The sequence below is a fragment of the Microbacterium sp. NPDC089188 genome (assembly GCF_040685155.1).
GTDB classification, from domain to species: Bacteria; Actinomycetota; Actinomycetes; order Actinomycetales; family Microbacteriaceae; genus Microbacterium; species Microbacterium galbum.
The window spans coordinates 475,222-496,412 of record NZ_JBFBHH010000004.1; the positions used below are offsets into that span (position 1 = coordinate 475,222).

General features: G+C 70.3%; 24 protein-coding genes. 7 read left to right on the forward strand and 17 right to left on the reverse strand.

Translation table 11 applies throughout. The features are described 5' to 3' along the window. Nucleotides 1-65 precede the first annotated feature (65 nt). From AB0N80_RS15405 to AB0N80_RS15425, 5 genes are all read right to left on the reverse strand, one after another. Entirely contained in the window at nucleotides 66-389 is a 324-nt protein-coding gene (locus tag AB0N80_RS15405) for a DUF2469 family protein (protein ID WP_055836674.1), read from the reverse strand. Between the two features lie 74 nt (nucleotides 390-463). Then, nucleotides 464-1,117, reverse strand: coding sequence for a ribonuclease HII (locus AB0N80_RS15410; RefSeq protein ID WP_315995523.1), 654 nt, complete (start codon nucleotides 1,115-1,117; stop codon nucleotides 464-466). Next, nucleotides 1,114-1,866: a signal peptidase I gene (gene lepB, locus AB0N80_RS15415; RefSeq protein WP_363579242.1), complete on the reverse strand. Its 753-nt coding sequence runs from the start codon at nucleotides 1,864-1,866 to the stop codon at nucleotides 1,114-1,116. Before lepB ends, AB0N80_RS15410 begins: the two co-directional genes overlap by 4 nt. A gap of 139 nt (nucleotides 1,867-2,005) precedes the next feature. Further along, nucleotides 2,006-2,353 (reverse strand): 50S ribosomal protein L19, encoded by a 348-nt coding sequence (gene rplS / locus AB0N80_RS15420; RefSeq protein ID WP_094736597.1) that lies wholly within the window; start codon nucleotides 2,351-2,353, stop codon nucleotides 2,006-2,008. A gap of 182 nt (nucleotides 2,354-2,535) precedes the next feature. Further along, nucleotides 2,536-3,027 (reverse strand): MFS transporter permease, encoded by a 492-nt coding sequence (locus AB0N80_RS15425; protein ID WP_315995521.1) that lies wholly within the window; start codon nucleotides 3,025-3,027, stop codon nucleotides 2,536-2,538. Between the two features lie 116 nt (nucleotides 3,028-3,143). On the opposite strand from AB0N80_RS15425, the gene map reads away from it, so the two are divergent. Further along, on the forward strand, nucleotides 3,144-3,926 hold the full coding sequence (map, locus tag AB0N80_RS15430; protein ID WP_315995520.1) for a type I methionyl aminopeptidase: 783 nt from the start codon (nucleotides 3,144-3,146) through the stop codon (nucleotides 3,924-3,926). 166 nt (nucleotides 3,927-4,092) lie between these two features. Here map and trmD read toward each other — a convergent pair whose 3' ends face one another. Genes trmD through rpsP form a run of 4 tightly spaced genes read right to left on the reverse strand, consistent with a single transcriptional unit; the run spans nucleotide 4,093 to nucleotide 6,092 of the window. Next, nucleotides 4,093-4,782 (reverse strand): tRNA (guanosine(37)-N1)-methyltransferase TrmD, encoded by a 690-nt coding sequence (trmD, locus tag AB0N80_RS15435; RefSeq protein ID WP_315995519.1) that lies wholly within the window; start codon nucleotides 4,780-4,782, stop codon nucleotides 4,093-4,095. Between the two features lies 1 nt (nucleotide 4,783). Continuing rightward, a complete protein-coding gene (gene rimM / locus AB0N80_RS15440; protein WP_363579245.1) occupies nucleotides 4,784-5,443 on the reverse strand; it encodes a ribosome maturation factor RimM in 660 nt (219 codons plus the stop codon). Then, nucleotides 5,443-5,673 carry an RNA-binding protein gene (locus tag AB0N80_RS15445; protein WP_315995517.1) on the reverse strand — a complete coding sequence of 77 codons (231 nt, stop codon included), beginning with the start codon at nucleotides 5,671-5,673 and terminating at the stop codon, nucleotides 5,443-5,445. The genes rimM and AB0N80_RS15445 overlap by 1 nt, the downstream gene beginning before the upstream one ends. A 5-nt stretch (nucleotides 5,674-5,678) precedes the next feature. Next, a complete protein-coding gene (gene rpsP, locus AB0N80_RS15450; protein WP_315995516.1) occupies nucleotides 5,679-6,092 on the reverse strand; it encodes a 30S ribosomal protein S16 in 414 nt (137 codons plus the stop codon). A gap of 222 nt (nucleotides 6,093-6,314) precedes the next feature. Here rpsP and AB0N80_RS15455 point away from each other — a divergent pair, with 222 nt between their 5' ends. Together AB0N80_RS15455 and AB0N80_RS15460 are read left to right on the forward strand one after the other, a co-directional pair. Then, nucleotides 6,315-7,478 (forward strand): glutamate--cysteine ligase, encoded by a 1,164-nt coding sequence (locus tag AB0N80_RS15455; RefSeq protein WP_315995515.1) that lies wholly within the window; start codon nucleotides 6,315-6,317, stop codon nucleotides 7,476-7,478. A gap of 49 nt (nucleotides 7,479-7,527) precedes the next feature. Further along, nucleotides 7,528-8,271: an SGNH/GDSL hydrolase family protein gene (locus tag AB0N80_RS15460; protein WP_363579248.1), complete on the forward strand. Its 744-nt coding sequence runs from the start codon at nucleotides 7,528-7,530 to the stop codon at nucleotides 8,269-8,271. Nucleotides 8,272-8,289: 18 nt separating this feature from the next. Here AB0N80_RS15460 and ffh read toward each other — a convergent pair whose 3' ends face one another. After that, a complete protein-coding gene (ffh, locus tag AB0N80_RS15465) occupies nucleotides 8,290-9,834 on the reverse strand; it encodes a signal recognition particle protein (RefSeq protein WP_363579250.1) in 1,545 nt (514 codons plus the stop codon). 70 nt (nucleotides 9,835-9,904) lie between these two features. After that, the gene (locus AB0N80_RS15470) at nucleotides 9,905-10,450 is read right to left on the reverse strand and encodes a helix-turn-helix domain-containing protein (protein WP_315995512.1); all 546 of its coding nucleotides are present in this window, start codon (nucleotides 10,448-10,450) and stop codon (nucleotides 9,905-9,907) included. Nucleotides 10,451-10,513: 63 nt separating this feature from the next. On the opposite strand from AB0N80_RS15470, the gene lipB reads away from it, so the two are divergent. Both lipB and lipA read left to right on the forward strand, forming a co-directional pair. Continuing rightward, nucleotides 10,514-11,152, forward strand: coding sequence for a lipoyl(octanoyl) transferase LipB (lipB, locus tag AB0N80_RS15475; protein WP_315995511.1), 639 nt, complete (start codon nucleotides 10,514-10,516; stop codon nucleotides 11,150-11,152). Then, the gene (lipA, locus tag AB0N80_RS15480; protein ID WP_315995510.1) at nucleotides 11,149-12,183 is read left to right on the forward strand and encodes a lipoyl synthase; all 1,035 of its coding nucleotides are present in this window, start codon (nucleotides 11,149-11,151) and stop codon (nucleotides 12,181-12,183) included. The genes lipB and lipA overlap by 4 nt, the downstream gene beginning before the upstream one ends. 69 nt (nucleotides 12,184-12,252) lie before the next feature. Here the strand turns inward: lipA and AB0N80_RS15485 are convergent, their stop codons facing one another. The 4 genes from AB0N80_RS15485 to smc form a co-directional block, all read right to left on the reverse strand. Next, nucleotides 12,253-12,681: an MSMEG_6728 family protein gene (locus AB0N80_RS15485; protein WP_315995509.1), complete on the reverse strand. Its 429-nt coding sequence runs from the start codon at nucleotides 12,679-12,681 to the stop codon at nucleotides 12,253-12,255. A 2-nt stretch (nucleotides 12,682-12,683) separates the two neighbouring features. Continuing rightward, nucleotides 12,684-13,184, reverse strand: a complete 501-nt coding sequence (locus tag AB0N80_RS15490; RefSeq protein ID WP_315995508.1) for a DUF2004 domain-containing protein — start codon at nucleotides 13,182-13,184, stop codon at nucleotides 12,684-12,686. Between the two features lie 73 nt (nucleotides 13,185-13,257). Further along, nucleotides 13,258-14,130 (reverse strand): signal recognition particle-docking protein FtsY, encoded by an 873-nt coding sequence (ftsY, locus tag AB0N80_RS15495; RefSeq protein ID WP_315995507.1) that lies wholly within the window; start codon nucleotides 14,128-14,130, stop codon nucleotides 13,258-13,260. Between the two features lie 4 nt (nucleotides 14,131-14,134). Next, nucleotides 14,135-17,674, reverse strand: a complete 3,540-nt coding sequence (smc, locus tag AB0N80_RS15500) for a chromosome segregation protein SMC (RefSeq protein WP_363579253.1) — start codon at nucleotides 17,672-17,674, stop codon at nucleotides 14,135-14,137. A 425-nt stretch (nucleotides 17,675-18,099) separates the two neighbouring features. On the opposite strand from smc, the gene AB0N80_RS15505 reads away from it, so the two are divergent. Both AB0N80_RS15505 and AB0N80_RS15510 read left to right on the forward strand, forming a co-directional pair. Continuing rightward, complete coding sequence (locus tag AB0N80_RS15505) at nucleotides 18,100-18,387, forward strand: hypothetical protein (protein WP_315995505.1); 288 nt, start codon at nucleotides 18,100-18,102, stop codon at nucleotides 18,385-18,387. A gap of 63 nt (nucleotides 18,388-18,450) precedes the next feature. Further along, nucleotides 18,451-19,533, forward strand: a complete 1,083-nt coding sequence (locus tag AB0N80_RS15510) for a GNAT family N-acetyltransferase (RefSeq protein ID WP_363579255.1) — start codon at nucleotides 18,451-18,453, stop codon at nucleotides 19,531-19,533. 75 nt (nucleotides 19,534-19,608) lie between these two features. Here AB0N80_RS15510 and mutM read toward each other — a convergent pair whose 3' ends face one another. Both mutM and rnc read right to left on the reverse strand, forming a co-directional pair. Continuing rightward, complete coding sequence (gene mutM / locus AB0N80_RS15515) at nucleotides 19,609-20,499, reverse strand: bifunctional DNA-formamidopyrimidine glycosylase/DNA-(apurinic or apyrimidinic site) lyase (RefSeq protein WP_363579257.1); 891 nt, start codon at nucleotides 20,497-20,499, stop codon at nucleotides 19,609-19,611. Beyond that, a complete protein-coding gene (rnc, locus tag AB0N80_RS15520; RefSeq protein WP_315995502.1) occupies nucleotides 20,492-21,184 on the reverse strand; it encodes a ribonuclease III in 693 nt (230 codons plus the stop codon). Before rnc ends, mutM begins: the two co-directional genes overlap by 8 nt. Between the last annotated feature and the right edge of the window lie 7 nt (nucleotides 21,185-21,191).

Here is a 21,191-nt window from a genome sequence, read left to right on the forward strand (position 1 = left end):
TCCCCGTGGAGCCCGGAGCCCTGTCGGTGGATGGATCGAGGGAAGGCCGGAGTGGGGAGGAGGCGTCAGTTGTCGAGCGACAGTTCGTCGGGCAGCTGGAAGTCGTGGCGCGAGAGCTCCTCGACGTTGACGTCCTTGAACGTCAGCACGCGCACGGACTTCACGAAGCGGTCGGCGCGGTAGATGTCCCACACCCACACGTCGGTCATCGAGATCTCGAAGTAGAAGTCGTGCTCGGTGTCGCGGCGGACGACGTTGACGTCGTTCGCGAGGTAGAACCGGCGCTCGGTCTCGATCACGTAGGTGAACTGGCGCACGACATCGCGGTACTCGCGGTACAGGGCCAGTTCGAGTTCGCGGTCGTAATCCTCGAAGACGTCGTCATCCATGGTTTTCCCATCCTAGGCGCGCGCGACGACCGCAGCCGCACGGGAGCACCCGCCCGGGCGCGTCCACCCGGGTGTCAGAACAGCGTCGGCGCCGCCGCGATGGCCCACGAATGGCGATGGTGCGTGCTCATGCCGTGCAGGGAGATGGCCTCGCGGTGATCGAGGCTCGCGTAGCCCTTGTTCCGCGCCCACCCGTACACGGGCAGGTCGTCGTGCAGCCCGGTCATGAGGGCGTCGCGCGCGACCTTCGCGATGACGGACGCCGCGGCCGCACTCGCGCAGTCGCGGTCGGCCTTGATGACCGGGCGCACCGTCAGACCCGACTCCCCCGCCGGCGTGATGTAGTCGTGATTGCCGTCGAGGATGACGACGGCCTCCTCCGGGACGACGCCGTGAGCGCGCAGGTCGGCGATCGCGCGGACCGCGGCGAGCCCGAGCGCGCGGATGATGCCGATCTCATCGACCTCGACCGAGCTCGCCCACCCGACCGCGCTGTGCTGCACGAACGCCGCCGCGCGGGAGGCGACCTCCGGCCGGCGCGCCTCGGGAACGAGCTTCGAGTCGCGCAGACCCGCCGGCACGCGCTTACGCGAGCGGGCCGGATCGACCACGGCGGCGCCGACGGCGACCGGGCCTGCGAGGGCCCCTCGGCCGACCTCGTCGCACGCGATGACGATCGCGTGCTGCTTGAGCAGTCGGCGTTCCAGGGTGAGGGTCGGCTCGATCACTGCTGCCCCGGCGCGGGGACCCCCGCGAACACCTCGTGATGGAAATCGATCAGCCCGAACCGGTCGAAGGGCCAGGTGATGACGAACGCGCGGCCGACGACGTTGTCGATCGGAACGAAGCCCTGCCCCGGCTGCGCCTGGTTGAAGCGCGAGTCGCGCGAGCTGTTGCGGTTGTCGCCGAGGACCCAGAGGGAACCGTCGGGCACGGTGACGTCGTAGGGAACGGGTTCGGGAGCCGTGGCTCCCGGCGCCAGGCGCACGTAGCTCTCGTCGAGCGGCACGCCGTTGACGGTTGTCTGCCCCAGGGCGTTGCAGCAGACGACGTGGTCGCCCGGCGTGCCGATGACGCGCTTGATGAGGTGGTCGTCGCTGTCGGGGGCCGAAAGGCCGAAGAGGGACAGCACCCAGTCCACGCCCTCCACGAACGCGGACCGCTCCGGGGCCGGGGCCGTGTCAAGCCATCCACCCGGATCGCGGAACACCACGACGTCCCCCCGGGAGTACTCGCCGAAGCGCGGGGTGAGCTCGTCGACGAGGATCCGATCCTTGATCATCAAGGTGTTCTCCATCGACGCCGACGGGATGTAGAACGATCGCACCACGAACGTCTTGACCAGGAACGACACCAGCAGCGCGATGACCACGATCACGACGAGGTCGCGCAGGAACGACCCCCAGCCTCGACGGCGGACGGCGGAACGGGATGCCGGGGACACGGCATCCGGGGTCGAGGCGGTCTGGTCGCTCATGTTTCCTTCACCGGGTTCCCGCACACCGGAGAACCGCAGCAACAAGGGTCGCACACCCGCGTGCCGCACCGTGACCGCGTCGCCGCGAAAACGCCGAACGCCCCGTGGGGAAACCCACGGGGCGTTCGAGAGAGTCGACTCAGCGGTCGCGCTTCTCCTTGATCTTGGCCTTCTTGCCACGCAGGCTGCGCAGGTAGTAGAGCTTCGCGCGACGCACGTCACCACGGGTGACGACCTCGATGTGGTCGATCACGGGGCTGTGGACCGGGAAGGTGCGCTCGACGCCGACCTGGAAGCTGACCTTGCGGACGCAGAAGGTCTCGCGCACGCCGTCGCCCGAGCGACCGATGACGACGCCCTGGAACACCTGAATACGCGAGCGGTTGCCTTCGGTGATGTTGACGTGCACCTTGACGGTGTCGCCGGGGGCGAAGACGGGGATGTCGGAGCGGAGCGAAGCCGCGTCGACGGAGTCGAGGATCTGCATGATCGTCACTTCCTGCGACCGCCACAGGTCGATCGCACGATGAAAAGGGAAAAGGTGAGGCGTGCCCGAGCCGCGGATGCGGCGGACTCCCCTGAGGCAGAGCCGGTCAGGGCACAAAGGATCATTCTGCCATGTTCCGGCGTCGCGACCAAAACGTGCGTGCGCCAGCGGCGCCGCGGCGATCACTCCGCGCGTCGCGACTCCGACACGACGATGACGTCACCGTCGACCCTCTGCTGCGGACGCTCCTGCGGCGCCGGGATGTACGCGGTGCCATCGGTCGCGTGCAGCACGGTCACGGCGCCGCGGGCCTCGTTCCACACCTGAGCGAGCGATGACCAGAACAGCACGAGCGCTCCCACGACCGACAGCACGAGGAGCGGGAAGAACACCCGCGAGTCGAACAGTCCGAGCGCGACGATGACGAGGTGCCAGAGCCCGATGCCGACCGCGTCGCGCCAGGACACCGCGCGGGATTCGCGGACGCTCCCCCGTGCGCGGACCAGCAGCGACAGCAGCAGCTGCGAGACGAAGACGGCGGGCATGGCGACGAACAGCCAGAGCAGCGCCCACCCGCTCCCGCCCGAGAAGACGATCCAGCCGACGAACAGCCACAGCGGCAGCACGACGGCGGCCGGGAACATCCAGCGGAAGAACAGACGGCGCAGCACCATGAGCCGATGCTAGGGCGCGACCATGTGCGGCACCTTTGAGAAGTCCATGGCCGCGCCCGAGCCCACGGCATCCGCATCGATCGGGGAGAATGGAAGCTCGACGAAAGGGAACCACCATGATCGAACTGCGTACGCCGGCCGAGATCGACGCGATGCGCCCCGCGGGTCGCTTCGTCGCGGAGGTGCTGGCCACGCTGCGCGACGAGACCAAGGTGGGCACCAACCTCCTGCACCTCGATCGTCGCGCGCACGACATGATCCGTTCGGCCGGGGCGGAGTCCTGCTACATCGACTACCACCCGTCGTTCGGCGCGAGCCCGTTCGGCAAGGTGCTGTGCACCTCGATCAACGACGCCGTCCTGCACGGGCTCCCCCACGACTACGTCCTGCGCGACGGAGACCTCGTCTCGCTCGACTTCGCCGCCTCCGTCGACGGGTGGGTCGCCGACTCCGCCGTATCGTTCGTGGTCGGCACGCCCCGCGACGAGGACCTCGCCCTCATCGACACCACGCAGCGCGCCCTCGCCGCGGCGATCGACGCCGCGACGGTAGGTCACAAGATCGGCGACATCTCCGCCGCCGTCGCCGCAGTGGCGCACGCCGAGGGCCTGAGCATCAACACCGACTTCGGCGGCCACGGCGTGGGGCGCACGATGCACGGCGACCCGCACGTCGCGAACGACGGCAAGGCGGGTCGCGGGTATCCCCTCCGTGACGGCCTGGTCGTCGCCCTCGAGCCGTGGTTCCTCCAGACGACCGACGAGCTCGTGACCGACCCCGACGGCTGGACGCTGCGCAGCGCCGACGGCTCCCGCGGCGCGCACTCCGAGCACACCGTCGCGATCACCGCCGCCGGCCCGATCGTGCTCACCGACCGGTCGTTCCTCGGCGTCGACTGAGTTCGTGTTCCGGATGCCGCGGCCCCGGGGTCGCGGCATCCGTCGCGTTCGGGCCGCGCAGCACCGCACGGCAATCGCGGCGTCCGCCGGTCGCGGAACGCGCCGACGTCGGGCGCGGCCAACACGAGGTGGCGGCTGGACGCCGCCGGAGCCGGAACGCGGACGCTCAGTCGGCGAGCAGATCGGGGCGACGCGTCCGCGTGCGCTCGAGCTGCTGCTCACGGCGCCAGCGCGCGACGGCGCCGTGGTTGCCGCTCAGCAGCACCGGGGGTACCTCGCGCTCGCGCCACGTCGCGGGTTTCGTGAAGGACGGGTACTCGAGCAGGCCGTCCTCGTGCGACTCCTCGACGAGGCTCTCGGGGTTGCCGACCACGCCGGGCACCAGTCGGCCGATGGCCTCGATCATCGCCATCACGGCGACCTCGCCGCCATTCAGGACGTAGTCGCCGAGCGAGAGAAGCCGTACGTCGCCGAGCTCGGACGCGTAGTCGAAGACGCGCTCGTCGATGCCCTCGTACCGGCCGCATCCGAAGACCAGGTGCGGGGCCGTGGACAGCTCGCGGGCTATCGACTGGGTGAAACGCTCGCCCGCCGGAGAGGGGAAGACGATCACGGGGCGCGGATCGGCCTCGCCGACGATGGCGTCGAGGGCCTCGCCCCACGGCTCCGGCTTCATCACCATTCCGGCGCCGCCGCCGTACGGGGTGTCGTCGACCGTTCGGTGTCGATCGTGCGTGAACGCACGGAGATCGTGCACCTGCACGTCGAGGAGACCACTCTGCCGGGCCTTGCCGAGGAGGGAGACCTCGAGCGCGTCGAAGATCGTCGGGAAGATCGACACGACGTCGATGCGCACGTCAGTCCTCGGAGTGGGTGGGAGCGTCGTCGGCGGGTGCGTCGTCGGCGGAAGCCTGCTCGGACGTCGGCTCCTGCTCGTCGTCCGGCTCCGGGGGAAGCTCTTCGAACAGCCCCGCCGGGGGCGTGACCACGACGCGGCCGCCCGCGATGTCGACCTCGGGCACGATCGCGCTCACGAAGGGGACGAGCACCTCGCGGTCGTCGCCGGACTGCTTGACGATCAGCAAGTCCTGCGCGGGGAAGTGGTCGACGCGCGCGACGCGGCCGATGACCGCCCCGTCACGGACCACGTCGAGGCCGACGAGCTGGTGGTCGTACCACGCGTCGTCCTCGGCGGGCGCCTCGGAGGTGTCCTGATCGATCCAGAGGATCGCCTTGACGAGCTCCTCCGCCGCGGTGCGGTCGTCGACGCCCTCGAAGAAGGCCACCGGGTGCGAGTTCATCCAGCGGAACTCGCGGACCGTCAGCTCGCGGCCGTGCCACGGCGAGGACTCCGGAACCTGGAGGGTGAACGTGCTCCCCGGCGCGAAGCGTCCATCGGGGTCGTCGGTGTAGAGCTCGAGCTTGAACGCGCCCTTGAGGCCGTGGGCCTTCACGAGGCGTCCGACGCGGAGCTGGGTCTTGGCGGGCTGGGCGCCCGCGGTCTCGCCGTTCGTCATCAGTCGTCGGCGACGTCGACGCGCACGCGGCGGCCGTCGGCGAGAGCCGACACCACCGTGCGAAGTGCTTTGGCGGTGCGTCCGCCGCGCCCGATCACGCGGCCCCGGTCATCGGGGTGCACGCGAACCTCCAGCACGTCGCCGCGAGGCGAGGTGCTGGAACGGATGGTGACGGCATCCGGGTGATCGACGATCCCCTTGACGACGTGTTCGAGCGCGGCAGACAGCACGGGGATTACTCGGCCGAGGTCTCGGCGGCGTCCTCAGCGGGCGCCTCGGCGGGAGCGTCGGCCTTCTTCTCGGCCTTGGGCTTGACGACCGACTTCTTCGAGGCGTCGGCCTCGAACGCGGCCTTGGGCTCGCGGACCTTGACGGTCGAAACGGCGTCCTTGTCGCCCTTGAACTTGCCCCAGTCGCCCGTGAGCTTGAGGATGGCGGCGACCTGCTCGGTGGGCTGGGCGCCGACCGACAGCCAGTACTGCGCGCGGTCCGAGTCGACCTCGATGAACGAGGGCTCCTCGGTCGGGTGGTACTTGCCGATCTCCTCGATGACGCGACCGTCGCGCTTGGTGCGCGAGTCGGCGACGACGATGCGGTAGTAGGGCGCGCGGATTTTTCCGAGGCGCTTGAGACGGATCTTGACAGCCACGATGACTCCAAATGATGAAAATGAACGAACCGAACGCCTGGAGAGTGGGGTGCACACCCGGCGGAAGCTCAAAAGGGTGGACCGACACTGGATAGAGGGTCGAGTGGCGGGTCCAGCCCTCTATTCTGCCAGACGCGCGGACCTCGCGGTGACAGGCGACACGCCGCGACACGGAGGGTAGCGGAGGATCCGCGCGTCGGGGCCCCGTGTCAGACTGACCGCATGAGGCTCCCGTTCGCTGCATCGACGCGTTCGTCCGTGGGTCTGGAGTGGGAGCTCATGCTCGCCGACCGCGAGACCGGCGACCTGGTCCCGCGCGCCCCTGAGGTCCTCGAGGAACTCGAGGAGAAGTCGGCGCTCGAGCGCTTCACGGTCACCGGGGAGCTGCTCACCAACACCGTCGAAGTGACCAGCGGCGTCGGCCACACCGTCGCCGAGGCCGTCGACGACATCGGCGACGCGATCTGCGCGCTGCGCGAGGAGACCGAGCCGCGCGGCGTCGAGCTGCTCTGCGCCGGCAGCCACCCGTTCGCGCAGTGGTACGACCAGCAGGTGACCGACAAGACGCGCTATCACACGCTCATCGAGCGGACCCAGTGGTGGGGCCGCAACATGATGATCTGGGGCATCCACGTGCACATCGGCGTCGACGACGTCGACAAGGTCATCCCCATCGTCAACGCCCTCACCGTGTTCCTCCCCCACCTGCAGGCGCTGTCGGCCTCGAGCCCGTTCTGGGCCGGCGAACGCACGGGGTACGCCTCGAACCGCGCCCTCGTCTTCCAGCAGCTCCCGACCGCGGGACTCCCCTGGCAGCTGCAGACCTGGGACGACTTCGAGGGCTACCTCGACGACATGGTGCGCACCGGCGTCATGGCGGATGCCAGCGAAGTGCGGTGGGACATCCGTCCGGCGCCGAAGTGGGGAACGGTGGAGATCCGCGCGTGCGACGGGATGTCGACGCTGCCGGAGCTCGCCGCCGTCGCGGCCCTCGCGCAGACACTGGTCGAGCACTTCTCGCGCCTGCTCGACGAGGGGCGCGAGTTGCCCGGCATCCCGCCCTGGTACGCGCGCGAGAACAAGTGGCGTGCCGCTCGCTACGGGCTCGACGCCCGGGTGATCGTCGACCGCGAGGGCACGCAGCGCCCGGTGGTGGAGCACCTGCGCGAGACCATGGAGGAGCTCGCCGAGGTGGCGCTGGAGCTGAAGTGCGCGCGCGAGTTCGCGAGCCTCGAGACCATCCTCGCCACCGGGGGCAGCTCCGCTCGACAGGTCGCGGTGGCCGACGCGGCCGACGGCGACCTGCGCGAGGTCGTGCAGCATCTCATCCGCGAGTTCCGGGGTGGCCCCACGCTGCGCGAGCACCTCGCCGCGCTGCGCGTCTAGAGGGCGGTCTCCGCGCGTGTTCATAGGCGCGCGCTCGTAGGATCGCGTCATGCATTCTGCGCGCCGCGTCCGGGCGACCTCGCTGGTGGCCCTCTGCGCGGGAGCGGTGGCCCTGCTCGCCGGGTGCGCGGCCGAACCGGTCGGTGCAGCCCCCACGCCGTCCTTGGCGGCCCCGCAGCTGCCGGCGCCGAAGGCCACCGCCTCCGTCACGCCGAGTCCCGCGATCACCCCCGCGCCGGTGCGCACCGTCGCCCTGGGCGACTCGCTCATGTCGGGTTTCGGTCTCGATCCCGCCGAGGCGTGGCCGGTCATGCTGGCCGCGCGCGGCGAGGTGGCCATGACGAACCTCGCATGTGCCGGGACGGGCTTCGTCGTGCAGGGCGACTGCGGAACCACCTACGCGGGCTTCGTCCCCGCGGTCGCCGCTCTGCAGCCTCAGCTGCTCATCGTCGAATCCTCGAGCAACGACTTCTGGGAGGATGCCGACGAGATCCGCGCCGACACCCAGGACACGGTGGCCGAACTGCACGACGCCGCCCCCGATGCGCGCATCGTCGGGCTCAGCACCATCTGGAACGACGAGGACGACGTGCCCGACGACACGGCCGTCACCTCCGACGCGTTGCGCGAAGCCGTCGACGCGGTGGGCGGGACCTATCTCGACATCGGCCAGCCGCTGCGAGGTCACCCCGAGTGGATGCAGGAGGACGACGTCCACCCCACCCCCCGCGGGCAGCGGGCGATCGAGCAGACCGTCATGTCGGCGTTGCAGGACGCCGGCATTTTGCCCTAGGGCCTCGGATCGCGCCGGTCAGCCCCGACCGAGCATCTTCTGCAGCTCGGCGAGGTCGGCCTCGCTCGGTGCGTTCTGACCGCCGAGACCGAACCCCGAACCCGTGGGGGCGGTGGTCGCCGCGATCCCGGCGTTCTCGGCCGCCCGCTTGGCGGGGTTGCCCGAGCGCGACCCCTTGGCCTTCTGCTGCTTGCCGCGCTTCGACGAGGCGCCGGGCTTTCCGCCCACCGGCCCCATGCCGGGGATGTTGGGCACGCCGCCGCGCGCGACGGTCTTCATCATCTTCGCGGCCTGGTCGAATCGCTGGACGAGCTGGTTGACGTCGGTGACGGTCATGCCCGAACCGCGCGCGATGCGCAGACGGCGCGAACCGTTGAGGATCTTGGGGTTGCGACGCTCGGCCAGCGTCATCGAGCGGATGATGGCCTCGGTGCGGTCGATCTCGCGCTCGTCGAAGTCCTCGAGCTGCTGCTTCATGTTCCCCATGCCCGGGAGCATCCCGAGCATCTTCTTCATGGAGCCCATCTTCTTCATCTGCTGCATCTGCTCGAGGAAGTCCTCGAGCGTGAAGGTCTCCGTCGCGAGCTTTTCGGCGACCTTCATCGCCTCGGCCTCGTCGAAGGCCGACTGCGCCTGCTCGATCAGGGTGAGGATGTCACCGAGGTCGAGGATGCGGGACGCCATGCGGTCGGGGTGGAAGGGCTCGACGTCGTCGAGACCCTCACCGGTCGACGCGAAGATGATCGGGCGTCCGGTCACCGAGGCGACCGAGAGGGCGGCGCCACCGCGGGCGTCACCGTCGAGCTTCGACAGCACCACGCCGGTGAAGTCGACGCCGTCCTGGAAGGCCTTGGCCGTGTTGACGGCATCCTGACCGATCATCGCGTCGATGACGAAGAGCACCTCGTCGGGCTGGGTGGCCGTGCGGATGTCGGCTGCCTGCTTCATCAGCTCGGCGTCGACGCCCAGACGTCCGGCGGTGTCGATGATGACGATGTCGTGCTGCTGACGCGTCGCGTAGGCGACGCCGTCGCGGGCGACCTTGACCGGGTCGCCGACGCCGTTACCCGGCTCGGGGGCGTAGATGGTGGCACCGGCGCGCTCGGCGACGACCTGCAGCTGGTTGACGGCGTTGGGACGCTGGAGGTCGCACGCCACGAGGAGGGGCGTGTGGCCGTCCTTCTCGAGCATCTTGGCGAGCTTGCCGGCGAAGGTCGTCTTTCCGGAGCCCTGGAGGCCGGCGAGCATGATGACGGTCGGCGGGTTCTTGGCGAACTGCAGACGGCGCTGCTGTCCGCCCAGGATGCCGATGAGCTCGTCGTTGACGATCTGCACGACCTGCTGCGCGGGGTTCAGCGCCCGGTTGACCTCGTCGCCGAGGGCGCGCTCGCGCACCGCGGCGGTGAACTCCTTGACCACGGGCAGCGCGACGTCGGCGTCGAGGAGGGCGCGGCGGATCTCGCGCACCGTCCCGTCGACATCGGCGGGCGTGAGCTGGCCCTTCTTCCGGAGGTTGCGGAAGGTCTCTGTGAGCCGGTCGGAAAGGGTGCCGAAAGTCGCCATGATGAGTCGAGTTTACGCGGCGACGGCCCGGACCGCCGCCGGGGACGGCCCGACACCGGATGCCGGCCCCTCACGCCGCGGCCAGGGCCTCCGACATCGCGTCGGTCAACGAGCGGCCGGCGGTGTGATCGGCCCATGCCCAGACGGCGGCGAGGACGGCCGCCGACAGAGCGCCCGCGCGCACCTGCGCGGCCAGGGGTGCGGCGCCCTCGCGGACCAGCCGCGCGGCGGCCTCGCGCTGCAGGCGGAACTGGCGGATCGCACGATCGCGATCCAGCTCGGCGGCGATCCCCATGGCATCCGCGTTGACGATGGCGAGTGCGAGGGCGTCCGGGGCGAGCCCGTCGCCGATCGCGGCGAGGACCTCGAGAGGGGCGCCCCCGTCGCGCAGGTCGGCGACCGCCGCGTCGACCCGTTCGTCGAAGCCCGACCACAGCACATCGCTCTTGGCGGAGAAATAGTTGAAGAAGCTCGAGCGGCTCACGCCGGCACGGCGGGTGATGTCCGAGACGGAGGTCGCGTCGTACCCCTGCTCGAGGAACAGCTCGCACGCGGCCTCCGACAGCACTTCGCGCGAGGAGGCGCGCGGTCTGCCGCTGCGGGGCTCGGGGGTCACCGCTCCAGACTATGTCGCGACCCGGGATGTATTGTTGGACTCAATCCAACATCGGAGGGGTCGATGATCGACATCCACGACGCCGGCCTCGCGCCGCACTACGTCCCGTATCTCGACGGCTGGGCACACCAGCGTCGCATCCACGCGGACGTCGTGGCCGGCACCCGCGCCGACACCCTGCTCCTGCTCGAGCACGAGGCCGTCTACACGGCGGGGAAGCGCACCGAGGCGCACGAGCGCCCCGACGACGGCACCCCCGTGGTCGACGTCGACCGCGGAGGCAAGATCACCTGGCACGGGCCGGGGCAGCTCGTGGGATACCCGATCGTTCGCCTGCCCGAGCCGATCGATGTCGTCGCGCACGTCCGGCGCCTCGAGGCGCTGCTGATCGACGCCCTCGGTGCGAACGGCGTCGACGGGTTCCGCGTGGAGGGACGCAGCGGCGTCTGGGTCCGACGCCCCCTCGGCGTCGACAAGATCGCGGCGATCGGTGTCCGCGTCGAAAAAGGAGTGACGATGCACGGCTTCGCCGTCAACTGCGACAACACCCTGGCGGGGTTCCGGCACATCGTGCCGTGCGGGATCTCGGATGCCGGCGTCACCACCGTCAGCGAGGTGCTCGGGGCCGACGTCTCCCCCGCCGACCTCGTGCCCGCCATCGAACGCGTCTTCCGCGCCGAGTACGCGGCGGTCGCCGCATGAGCGCCTGCGGGACCGGCGGCGCCGGGGCTCCGGCATCCACCGCCCCGAACGGGCGGAAGCTGCTGAGGCTCGAGGTGCGCAACGCCGAGACACCGATCGAGCGCAAGCCCGAGTGGATCAAGACCAAGGCCAAGATGGGCCCCGAGTACACCGCGCTGCAGAACCTCGTGAAGACCGAGGAGCTGCACACCGTGTGCCAGGAGGCCGGGTGCCCCAACATCTTCGAGTGCTGGGAGGATCGCGAGGCCACCTTCCTCATCGGCGGCTCGCAGTGCACGCGCCGCTGCGACTTCTGCCAGATCGACACCGGCAAACCCGCCGATTACGACCGCGACGAGCCGCGCCGCGTGGCCGAGAGCGTCACGCGCATGCAGCTGCGCTACGCCACCGTGACCGGCGTCGCGCGCGACGACCTCCCCGACGAGGGCGCCTGGCTGCACGCCGAGACGGTGCGTCGCATCCACGCCGAGAACCCCGGCACGGGAGTGGAGATCCTCGCGACCGACTTCTCGGGCAACCCCGCGCACCTCGACGAGGTGTTCTCTTCGCGCCCCGAGGTGTTCGCGCACAACGTCGAGACGGTGCCGCGCATCTTCAAGCGCATCCGTCCCGCCTTCCGGTACGACCGCTCCCTCGGGGTGCTGAGCGCCGCGCGCGATGCGGGACTCATCACGAAGTCGAACCTCATCCTCGGCATGGGCGAGGAGCCCGAGGAGGTCGTGCGGGCGCTCGAAGACCTGCACGCAGCGGGTACGGACATCATCACGATCACGCAGTACCTGCGCCCCACCCCGCGCCACCTCCCCGTCCAGCGCTGGGTGAAGCCCGCGGAGTTCGTGGAGTTCAAGGAAGAGGCGGAACGCATCGGCTTCCTCGGCGTACTGGCGGGCCCGCTGGTGCGCTCGTCGTACCGCGCGGGGCGCCTGTGGGCGCAGTCGATGGTGTCGAAGGGGCGCGAGATCCCCCCGCACCTCGCTCACCTCGCGAAGGACATCGCCTCCGCCGACGCCGGCTTCGCGCAGGCGGTGTGAGCCGACGGATGCCGGGAGCGTCCGCCCCGCAGCGGATGCCGCGGCATCCGCGAGCCGAGGCGTGACGCGTCAGACCGGCCAGACGTACGGCAGGTCGTCGGCGACGTCGCCGAACCGCGGGACGTAGAACTCCGGGTCTTTGCGGACGAGGTTGGAGCGGTGCGCGAGGTGGAACGCCTCGTCCCCGATCCAGGGCGGGAGGTCGAGATCGCTCTGCGCGGTGCCGTCGACCTCGGGTGCGAACGCCAGGATCTTCTCGCGCACCGTGTCGGCGTGGCCCTGGGCGATCCACTCGTCGGACATCACGAGACCGTAGGCGACCAAGGCCGGCAGGTGGCCGTCCCACATCTTCGCGGCCGGGTGGTGGCGCCAGCCGTGACCGGGCACGGTGAGCGCTCGGAGCAGCTGGAACGTCTCGACGCGCTGCTTGCCGAGGCGCTTCGGGTCGAGGGCGGCGGCGGAGTCGCGGAACGACGGGTACGGCAGGAAGGTCTGCACGATCAGTCGGCGCTGGTGACCGACTGCACCCGCCCGTCGGAGGCGAGGTTGACCAGGAGCACGTCGTCGGTGGCATCGGGATCGAGCGCGTACTCGAGCACCGCGAACGGGTCGGCGCCGCCGTGCTCGTCGGCGAGGATCGTCATGCTCATCAACTGCAGGGCCTTGATGACGTCGATATGGGTGTCGCCTGACGCGTCGAGGAGCAGGTCGTCGAGCTCGTCGCCCAGGGTCGCCTGCTGCTGGAGGATGTACTCGGTCACCTCGCTGGTGCGCGAGTCGAGCTCGTTGACCATGGCATTGCGGGCGGCGAGATCGACGGCCTCGAGCGACGAGATGAGCGAGGCGGCGACGTCGAGGGCCTCGGTCGACACGTCGTCCTGGTCGGGCGCGGTGAGGTCGACCGTCACGCTCTGGTCGCCGAACTCGACGTTCTCGCTCCAGAAGATCGACCCGTCGGGGCCCGACTCGAGGAGTCCGAAGAAGTCGTGCTCGATCGCCATGAGTCCCATGTAAGCATCACGCGCGGGCTTCGGGAAGGAGACCCGCCCGGAGCCGACGGTGCGGTATGGGCGCTCAGTCGACGAGCGACGCGGCGAACACGTGCGGGGTGAAACCGGTGAGATCGCCGATGCCCTCGCCCTGGCCGAGCAGCTTGACGGGAATGCCGGTGCGCTCCTGCACCGCGAGGACGAACCCGCCTCTCGCGGAACCGTCGAGCTTGGTGAGCACGAGCCCGGTGACGCCCGCGCTGTCGAGGAACGCCTGCGCCTGCATGAGCCCGTTCTGGCCCGTCGTGGCATCGAGCACCAGCAGCACCTCGCTGATGGGGGCCTGCTTCTCGACGACGCGCTTGATCTTGCCGAGCTCGTCCATGAGTCCGCCCTTGGTGTGCAGGCGCCCAGCCGTGTCGATGAGCACGATCTCGGTGGCGGTCTCCTTGGCGTGGGCGACGGTCTGGAAGGCGACGGATGCCGGATCCTGACCCTCGTGCTGCGGGCGCACGATCGTGGCTCCCCCGCGCTCGGCCCACGTCGCGAGCTGGTCGACGGCGGCGGCGCGGAACGTGTCGGCGGCTCCGACCACCACGGTACGGCCGTAGCGCTGAAGGAACTTGGCGAACTTGCCGATCGTCGTCGTCTTGCCGACGCCGTTCACGCCGACCACGAGCACGACGGCGGGACGCTCGGTGAGGCGCAGCGTGGTGTCGAACTTCGCGAAGTGCTCCTCGAGCGTCTCGCGCAGCATGCGCTGCAGATCTCGGGGATCGGTGGTGCGATAGCGGTCGACCTTCTCGCGCAGTTCGTCGATGAGGCGCTCGGTGACGTCGGGACCGAAGTCCGCGGTCAGCAGCGCCGTCTCGAGGTCGTCCCAGGTCGTCTCGTCGATGGTGGGTTTGACGAACAACCCGCGCAGCGCGCGGCCCAGCGACCAGGAGTTCTCAGCCATTGCTTCAGCTTACGGGGGCGGCCTCGTCGCGGGCGGCGGCGGGGGCAGCCGGTCGCGACGCCGCGCGGTCGCCCACGCGCTGCCCCACCACAGCCGACACCCCGTCCTGCCGCATCGAGACGCCGTACAGCGCGTCGGCGATCTCCATCGTGCGCTTCTGATGGGTGATGACGATGAGCTGGCTGCTGGCGCGCAGCTTCTCGAACACCCCGAGGAGCCGGCCGAGGTTCGCGTCGTCGAGGGCCGCCTCGACCTCGTCGAGGATGTAGAAGGGGCTCGGGCGCGCCGTGAAGATCGAGGTCAGGAACGCCACCGCCGCGAGAGAACGCTCCCCGCCGGAGAGAAGGGACAGCCGCTCGATCTTCTTGCCGACGGGCCGCACAGCCACCTCGATGCCCGTGGTCAGCGGGGAGTCGGGATCGGTGAGCGAGATGCTGCCGGAACCGCCGGGGAAGAGGATCGGGAAGATGTCGGTGAACGCCGCCCGGGTGTCCTCGAACGCGGCGACGAAGATCGTCTGCATCCGCTCGTCGAGCTCGGCGATGATCGTCTGCAGATCGGCGCGCGTCTGCTGCAGGTCGGCGAGCTGCTCGGTGAGGAAGGCGTGCCGCTGCTCCAGCGCCGCGAACTCCTCGAGCGCGAGCGGATTCACCCGGCCAAGCTGCCCGAGCTTGCGCTCCGCATCCTGGAGGCGGCGTTTCTGAGCCGCGCGGTCGAAGGCCGTCGGCTGCCCATCGCCATCTGCGGGGACACCCTGGTCGGGACCGTATTCCGAAACGAGAATGTTCTCCTCGAGCGCCAGTTCCGATCGCACGCGTTCGAGCAGGCTCGTGACGTGGAGCTTCTTCTCGTGCATCTGGAGCTCGAGACCGTGCACGTTCTCGGTCAGGCGCGCGAGGCGTTCGCGCACGGCCGCCTCCTCCGCACGGGCGCGGGTCAGCTCGTCGGTGACCGCGGCGCGCGCGGTCTCGGCCGCCGCGAGCTCCACGCGAGCCTGGCTGACCGAGCGGTCGACCGAGTCCAGGAGGGCCGGGAGCGCCCCGGCGACCTCGGCCGCCACCTCGCGCTGGGCGCGGCGGATCACGGCACGGCGGGCGGCTTCGTCGGCGGCGGCGCGTTCGCGTTCGCGCTGCTGCTCGAGCTGCACGATGCGCAGTTCACCGGCACGCACCCGCTCCCTGAGCGTTTCGATGTCGAGGCGCGCGCGCATCTCGCGCTCGCGCGCCGTCTCGACCTCGGCGGCCAGGGGCTCCCTCGCCGTTGCGTCCAGCAGCGGCCGGGGTGCGTCCAGCGCACGGGCGAGGGCGTCGTCGGCCCGTCGCGCCGCCGCCTCGGCCTCGGCCACGGCCGTCTGCGCTTGAGCGACACCGGCCGCGAGCCGGTCGCACTCCGCCATCGCCGCCTCGTGACGAACGGTGACGCGGTTCACCTTATCGGCGTGGGCCGCCAGGGCGGCATCATGCGCGCGCAGTGTCGACAGCGTCTCCTTGGTGCGCTGCCGCGCGTCGGCCAGCGCCCGCTGCTCGTCGGTGAGGGCTTCGCGGAGCGAGTCGGCGACCACCACGATCTCGTCGAGCCGTTCGGCCGCGGCGTCGCGCTCGGCCGCGAGCTCGAGACGCGAGCGCCCCGAATCCGATCCGGCCCGGAGCGTGTGCGCGGTCATCACCTCACCCGTACGCGTGACGACGGTCACGTCGTGCGGGATCCGCTCGCGCAGCGCGTGCGCGGCGGCGAGGTCGTCGACGATCACGGTCCGGCTCAGGATGCCGCGCACCCCGTCGGACGCCGTGATCACGTCCGTCGCCGGGGTCGCGCCGAGGTCGGGAGGCGACACCGCGTCCGCATCCCCGGCGATGGCGATCTCGACCAGGCCGAGGTCGGACGCCGACGCCTCGCGCGCAGCGGCGAAGGCGGATGCCGCGTCGTCGACCAGCAGGCCCTCCGCGAGCGAGCCGAGCGCCGCCGCGATGGCGGCCTCGAAGCCCGCGGTGACCTTGACGTCGTCGCTCACGAGCCCGCGCACGCCGGGCCCGCCCGCCGCGAGGAGGTCGGCAGCGGCGTTGCGCACGTCGAGGGCCCGGCCGAGGGCCGTCGTCTGGGCGGCCAGGGCGTCACGCTCGCGCTCGGCGGCGTGCAGGCGCTCACGGAGTCCGGCCACGGTCGTCTCGACCTCGTTCGCGTCGCGCTGCGCGCGCTCGTACGCGGCCGCGTGCTCCGCCGTCGACGCCTCGGGGACGACATCGGGATCCAACTCGGCCCGGGCCTCCTCCGCTTCCGCTCGACGCGCGAGCGCGGCGTCCAAAGCCCTCTGCTGCCGCTCCAGACCGCCGCGCACGGCGGTGAGAGCCGAGTTCGCGGCATCCGCCGTTCCCCGTAGAGCCTGGATCTTGAGGTCGTGCTCCGACACGAGGGCGCTCTGGGCGGCGATGTCGACGTCAAGGGCATCGAGGTCGGCCCGCGCACGGACGACAGCGCGTGCCGCATCGGCCGCGGCATCCTGGGCGTCGCCCAGACCGGATGCGATGTCGTCGATCTCGGAGCGGACGTCATCGATCGTGCGCTGCGACACCGTCGGTGTGAACCCGGACCCGTCGCTGTCGTCATCGCTCAGCAGGGTGAGGCGCTGCCCGGCGAGGGTGTAGAGGCCGCGCAGACGCTCCTGCACCTGCTGAAGGGCGAAGGCGACGCTGCGGGCCCGATCGACGGCCTCGGAACGCTGATCGTTCTCGAGGCGCTCCACGCGCCGACGCAGCCCGTCGGCCTGCTCCTGGAGCCCGAGGCGCTCGGTGTGGCGCTCGCTCTCGGCGCGGGCCGCGTCGGCCAGCTCGGTGCGCAGGCGCACGAGGTCGTCGGCGTACAGGCGCGCCTTGGCGTCGCGCACGACCGCCGCGATCGTCGCCGCCTCTCGTGCGATCTCGGCCTGCTTGCCGAGGGGCTTGAGCTGACGACGCAGCTCGCCCGCCAGGTCGCTCAGGCGCGTGAGGTTCGTCTCCATCGCCTCGAGCTTGCGGACGGTCTTCTCCTTGCGGCGACGGTGCTTGAGGATGCCGGCGGCTTCTTCGATGAAGCCTCGTCGGTCTTCGGCGGTGGCCTGGAGGACGGTGTCGAGGCGCCCCTGGCCGATGATGACGTGCATCTCGCGTCCGAGGCCGGAGTCGCTCAACAGCTCCTGCACGTCGAGCAGTCGGCAGGTCTGTCCGTTGATGGCGTACTCGCTCGCCCCGTTGCGGAACAGCGTGCGACTGATCGTCACCTCGCTGTAGTCGATGGGCAGGGCGCCGTCGCCGTTGTCGATCGTCAGCTGCACCTCGGCCCGGCCCAGCGGACCGCGCGTCGATGTGCCGGCGAAGATGACGTCCTCCATCTTGCCGCCGCGCAGCGTCTTCGCCCCCTGTTCCCCCATCACCCACGCGAGTGCGTCGACGACGTTGGACTTGCCGGAGCCGTTCGGGCCGACGATGCAGGTGACGCCCGGCTCGAGGGCGAAGGTGGTCGACTGGGCGAAGGACTTGAAGCCTTTGAGCGTGACGCTCTTCAGATGCACGTCACCCTCCCTCGATCGTCCCGGCGCTCCACGCTATCCGAACACCCCCGGAATTCCGCGGCGGCGGGCCGATCTCGACGCGCAGACGCGCCCGGGATGCGGCCGTTTCTGAGGATGAGCTTGACATTCGCTGAAAGCGTTCGCTAGCGTCGGGGGTCGCAACCGACGTCGAAAGGAGGTTCCTTCCATGATTCGCATCACCACCGGCTTCACCGCCCCCGGCTTCATCGCCGTCCCCGTGCTCTCCGCATCCGTGTCCGAAGGGGCTTCCACCGTCGGCATGCCCTCCCGACTCGGATAACCCCGTCGCGTCGAGACGTTCCCCGTCTCCGCGTCCGCGAGCCTTCCGTGCTCGCCGGACCTTCCCGGTCCCTCCACGCGCTCGTCGCGTCATCCGCTCGATTTCATCCTCACGGAGTATCCGCATGAACGCCCTGTTCACGCGCGCGCCGCAGCACGCCTCGGCCGCGCCCACCCCGACACCCACCCCGTCGACGGTCACGTTCGACACCACCGCCTACCGCCCGCTCGGCCTGCTCGACCGGCTGTCGCTGCGCCTCGGCCTCTGGCTGCTGACGCGGCACGCCGATCGAGCCCGAGCGCTCGACCACCAGGCGGTCAGCGCGTACCGCGCCCGCACGGTCCAGGCCGAGCGCGAGAAGCGCGAACGCGCCTGGCGAAGCGCTGCGGCCTTCAGCCGCCCGCCCTTCTGAGCGGTGGGGCCGACGGATGACGTCGGCCCCACCGGCATCCCCCTTCGATCCGAAAGCTGTGACATGACCACCCTTCCGGCCGGCCTCGAGCTGCGCCCCCTCCACATCCCGACCTCCCTCGACGGCCCCGATGCCGCGGACTTCCTCGACATGGTGCGTTTGCGCAACCTCGTCTATGCCGAGGTCTCCGGCCACGACGACTCCTCGATGCCCGCCGACGAACTGCTCCCCCTCTATCAGCCACGACCCGAGATGAAACGGTTCTCCTGGATCGCGGTCTTCCACGGCGAAGTCGTGGGCCGGGTGGGTCTCGACTTCCCGCAGGAAGACGGCGCCCGCACCGGGTTCTGGCTGATCGAACTGCGGCGCTCCGCCTGGAGCCACGGCATCGGCCGCGCCGCCTTCGCCGAGATCGAGCGCATCGCCCGCGACGAAGGCCGCACCATTCTGCAGGCGTGGGCGGAGCACCCCGCCGCAAACGGCCCCCGTCTCGCGGCACCCACGGGTTTCGGGGCGATACCCGAGGACCACGCGGCGCGCTTCCTGTTGGCATCCGGGTGCACCCTCGAGCAGATCGTGCGGGTGAGTCAACTCGATCTGGCCGGCGCGCGCCCGCACCTCGGAACCCTGCTGGCCGAGGCGGAGGAGGCGGCCTCGGGCTACCGCGTCGTGCAGTGGACGCTGCCCACCCCCGACGAGTTCGTCGACGGTTTCGCGTGGATGAAGTCGCGCATGGTCACCGACGCGCCCTCGGCCGATCTCGAGTTCGACGAGGAGGTGTGGGATGCCGACCGCCTCCGCCGCTACGAAGCCGGATACCTCGACGCGGGGCGGCACATGCTCGTCACCGCCGCCCAGCACATCGACAGCGGCGAGCTCGCGGCGTTCAACGAGCTCGTGATCGGGAAGGACCGCACCACGGTGACGAGCCAGGAGGACACCCTGGTCGTCGCCGCCCACCGCGGCCACCGCCTCGGCATGCTCGTCAAGTGCGCCGGGCTTCTCGCGTGGCACGACGTCGCGCCGCTGTCCCCGCGCGTCATGACGTACAACGCGGAGGAGAACCGCCCGATGCTCTCGATCAACGAACGCATCGGCTTCGCCCCCATCTCGTACGAGGGCGTGTGGAAGAAGATCCTTGCCTGATCGTGTGAGTCGCCAGAAATCGTCGCCGGGGAGCAGCCCGGAGCTACGATTCCTGGCGACTCGCGCGAGTCGTGGTCAGCGCGGGCGCTGGCAGTGCGGGCAGAAGTGGCTCGAGCGGTTCATGAACGACACGCGCACGATCGGCCGACCGCATCGCGGGCACGGCTGGCCGGTGCGCCCGTAGGCGTTGAGCGAGTGGGCGAAGTACCCCGCCTGGCCGTTGACGTTGACGTATTGCGCGTCGAAGCTCGTTCCCCCCTCGGCGAGAGCCTTCTCGAGCACCGCCTGCACCTCGCCGAGCAGGCGGTTGACCGCCCGCGTCGACAGAGCGGATGCCGGAGTCTCGGGGTGGATGCGCGCGGCCCACAGCGACTCGTCGGCGTAGATGTTGCCGATGCCACTGGCCACCGTCTGATCGAGCAGCACGCGCTTGACGCCGGATGACGTGCGCCCCAGCCGTGCGCGGAAGCGCGCGGCGTCGAAGGCCGGGTCGAGGGGATCGCGCCCGATGTGCGCGACCTGCGTGGGGACCCGAGCGAGTCCGGAACCGCGTCCCCCTGCGGCGCCGTCGGGCGTGTCGACGAGCTCGTCGATCGCGAGCGAGCCGAACGTGCGCTGGTCGGCGAAGACGACCGACAGCGGACCGTGCACGGGGTGCTCGAGCTCGATCCGGATGCGCTCGTGCCGCTCCTCGGGAGCCCCGGGAACGCGCAGGAGCATCTGCCCGCTCATGCCGAGATGCGTGACGATCGTCTCGTCGTCGGACACCGGCATCCACAGGAACTTGCCACGTCGCACGGCCGCGTCGATGCGTCGGCCGGTGAGCTCGCCTTCGAAGTGGGCCGCTCCCCCGGTGTGGCGGGTCAGGGCGCGGTCGTCGCGCACGTCGACCGATGTGATGAGCGCCCCGCGGACGGCGGGCTCGAGGCCCGCCCGTACGACCTCGACCTCGGGAAGCTCAGGCACGCGCGTCGAGTTCGCGCCAGGCGGTCAGCGCGGCGGCCATCTCCGCCTGCTTCTTGCTGGAGCCCTGGCCCGTGGTCACGACGTCGCCCACCGTGACGGTCGCGGTGAAACGACGGTCGTGGTCGGGTCCGGCGGCTTCGACGCCGTAGACGGGGGCGGTCAGACCGAGACGGGCCGCGATCTCCTGCAGGCTCGTCTTCGGGTCCATCGCGGCGCCGTAACGCTCGGGATCGGCGAGAAGCGGCTCGACCAGGCGCAGCACCATCGCGGTCGCCGCCTCGGGTCCGGCCGAGAGGAAGGCCGCGCCGATGATCGCCTCCATGGTGTCGGCGAGGATCGAGTCCTTGTCGTGCCCGCCGGTGAGGATCTCGCCACGGCCGAGACGCACGTGATCGCCGAGTGCGATGCCACGGGCGACCTCGGCCAGCGCCACGGTCGAGACGACGCTCGCACGACGCTTGGCCAGGCTGCCCTCGTCGAGGTCGGGATGCCCGGTGAACAGACGCACCGTGACGGCTTGGCCCAGCACCGAGTCGCCGAGGAACTCCAGGCGTTCGTTGTGGGCAATGCCACCGTTCTCGTAGGCGAACGAGCGGTGCGTCAGAGCAAGAGAAAGAAGCTCGGGGTCGATGTCGACCCCGAGCTTCTCGGTGAGCGCATCGCGCTCGACGTTGTTACGCGTCACGAAGTGC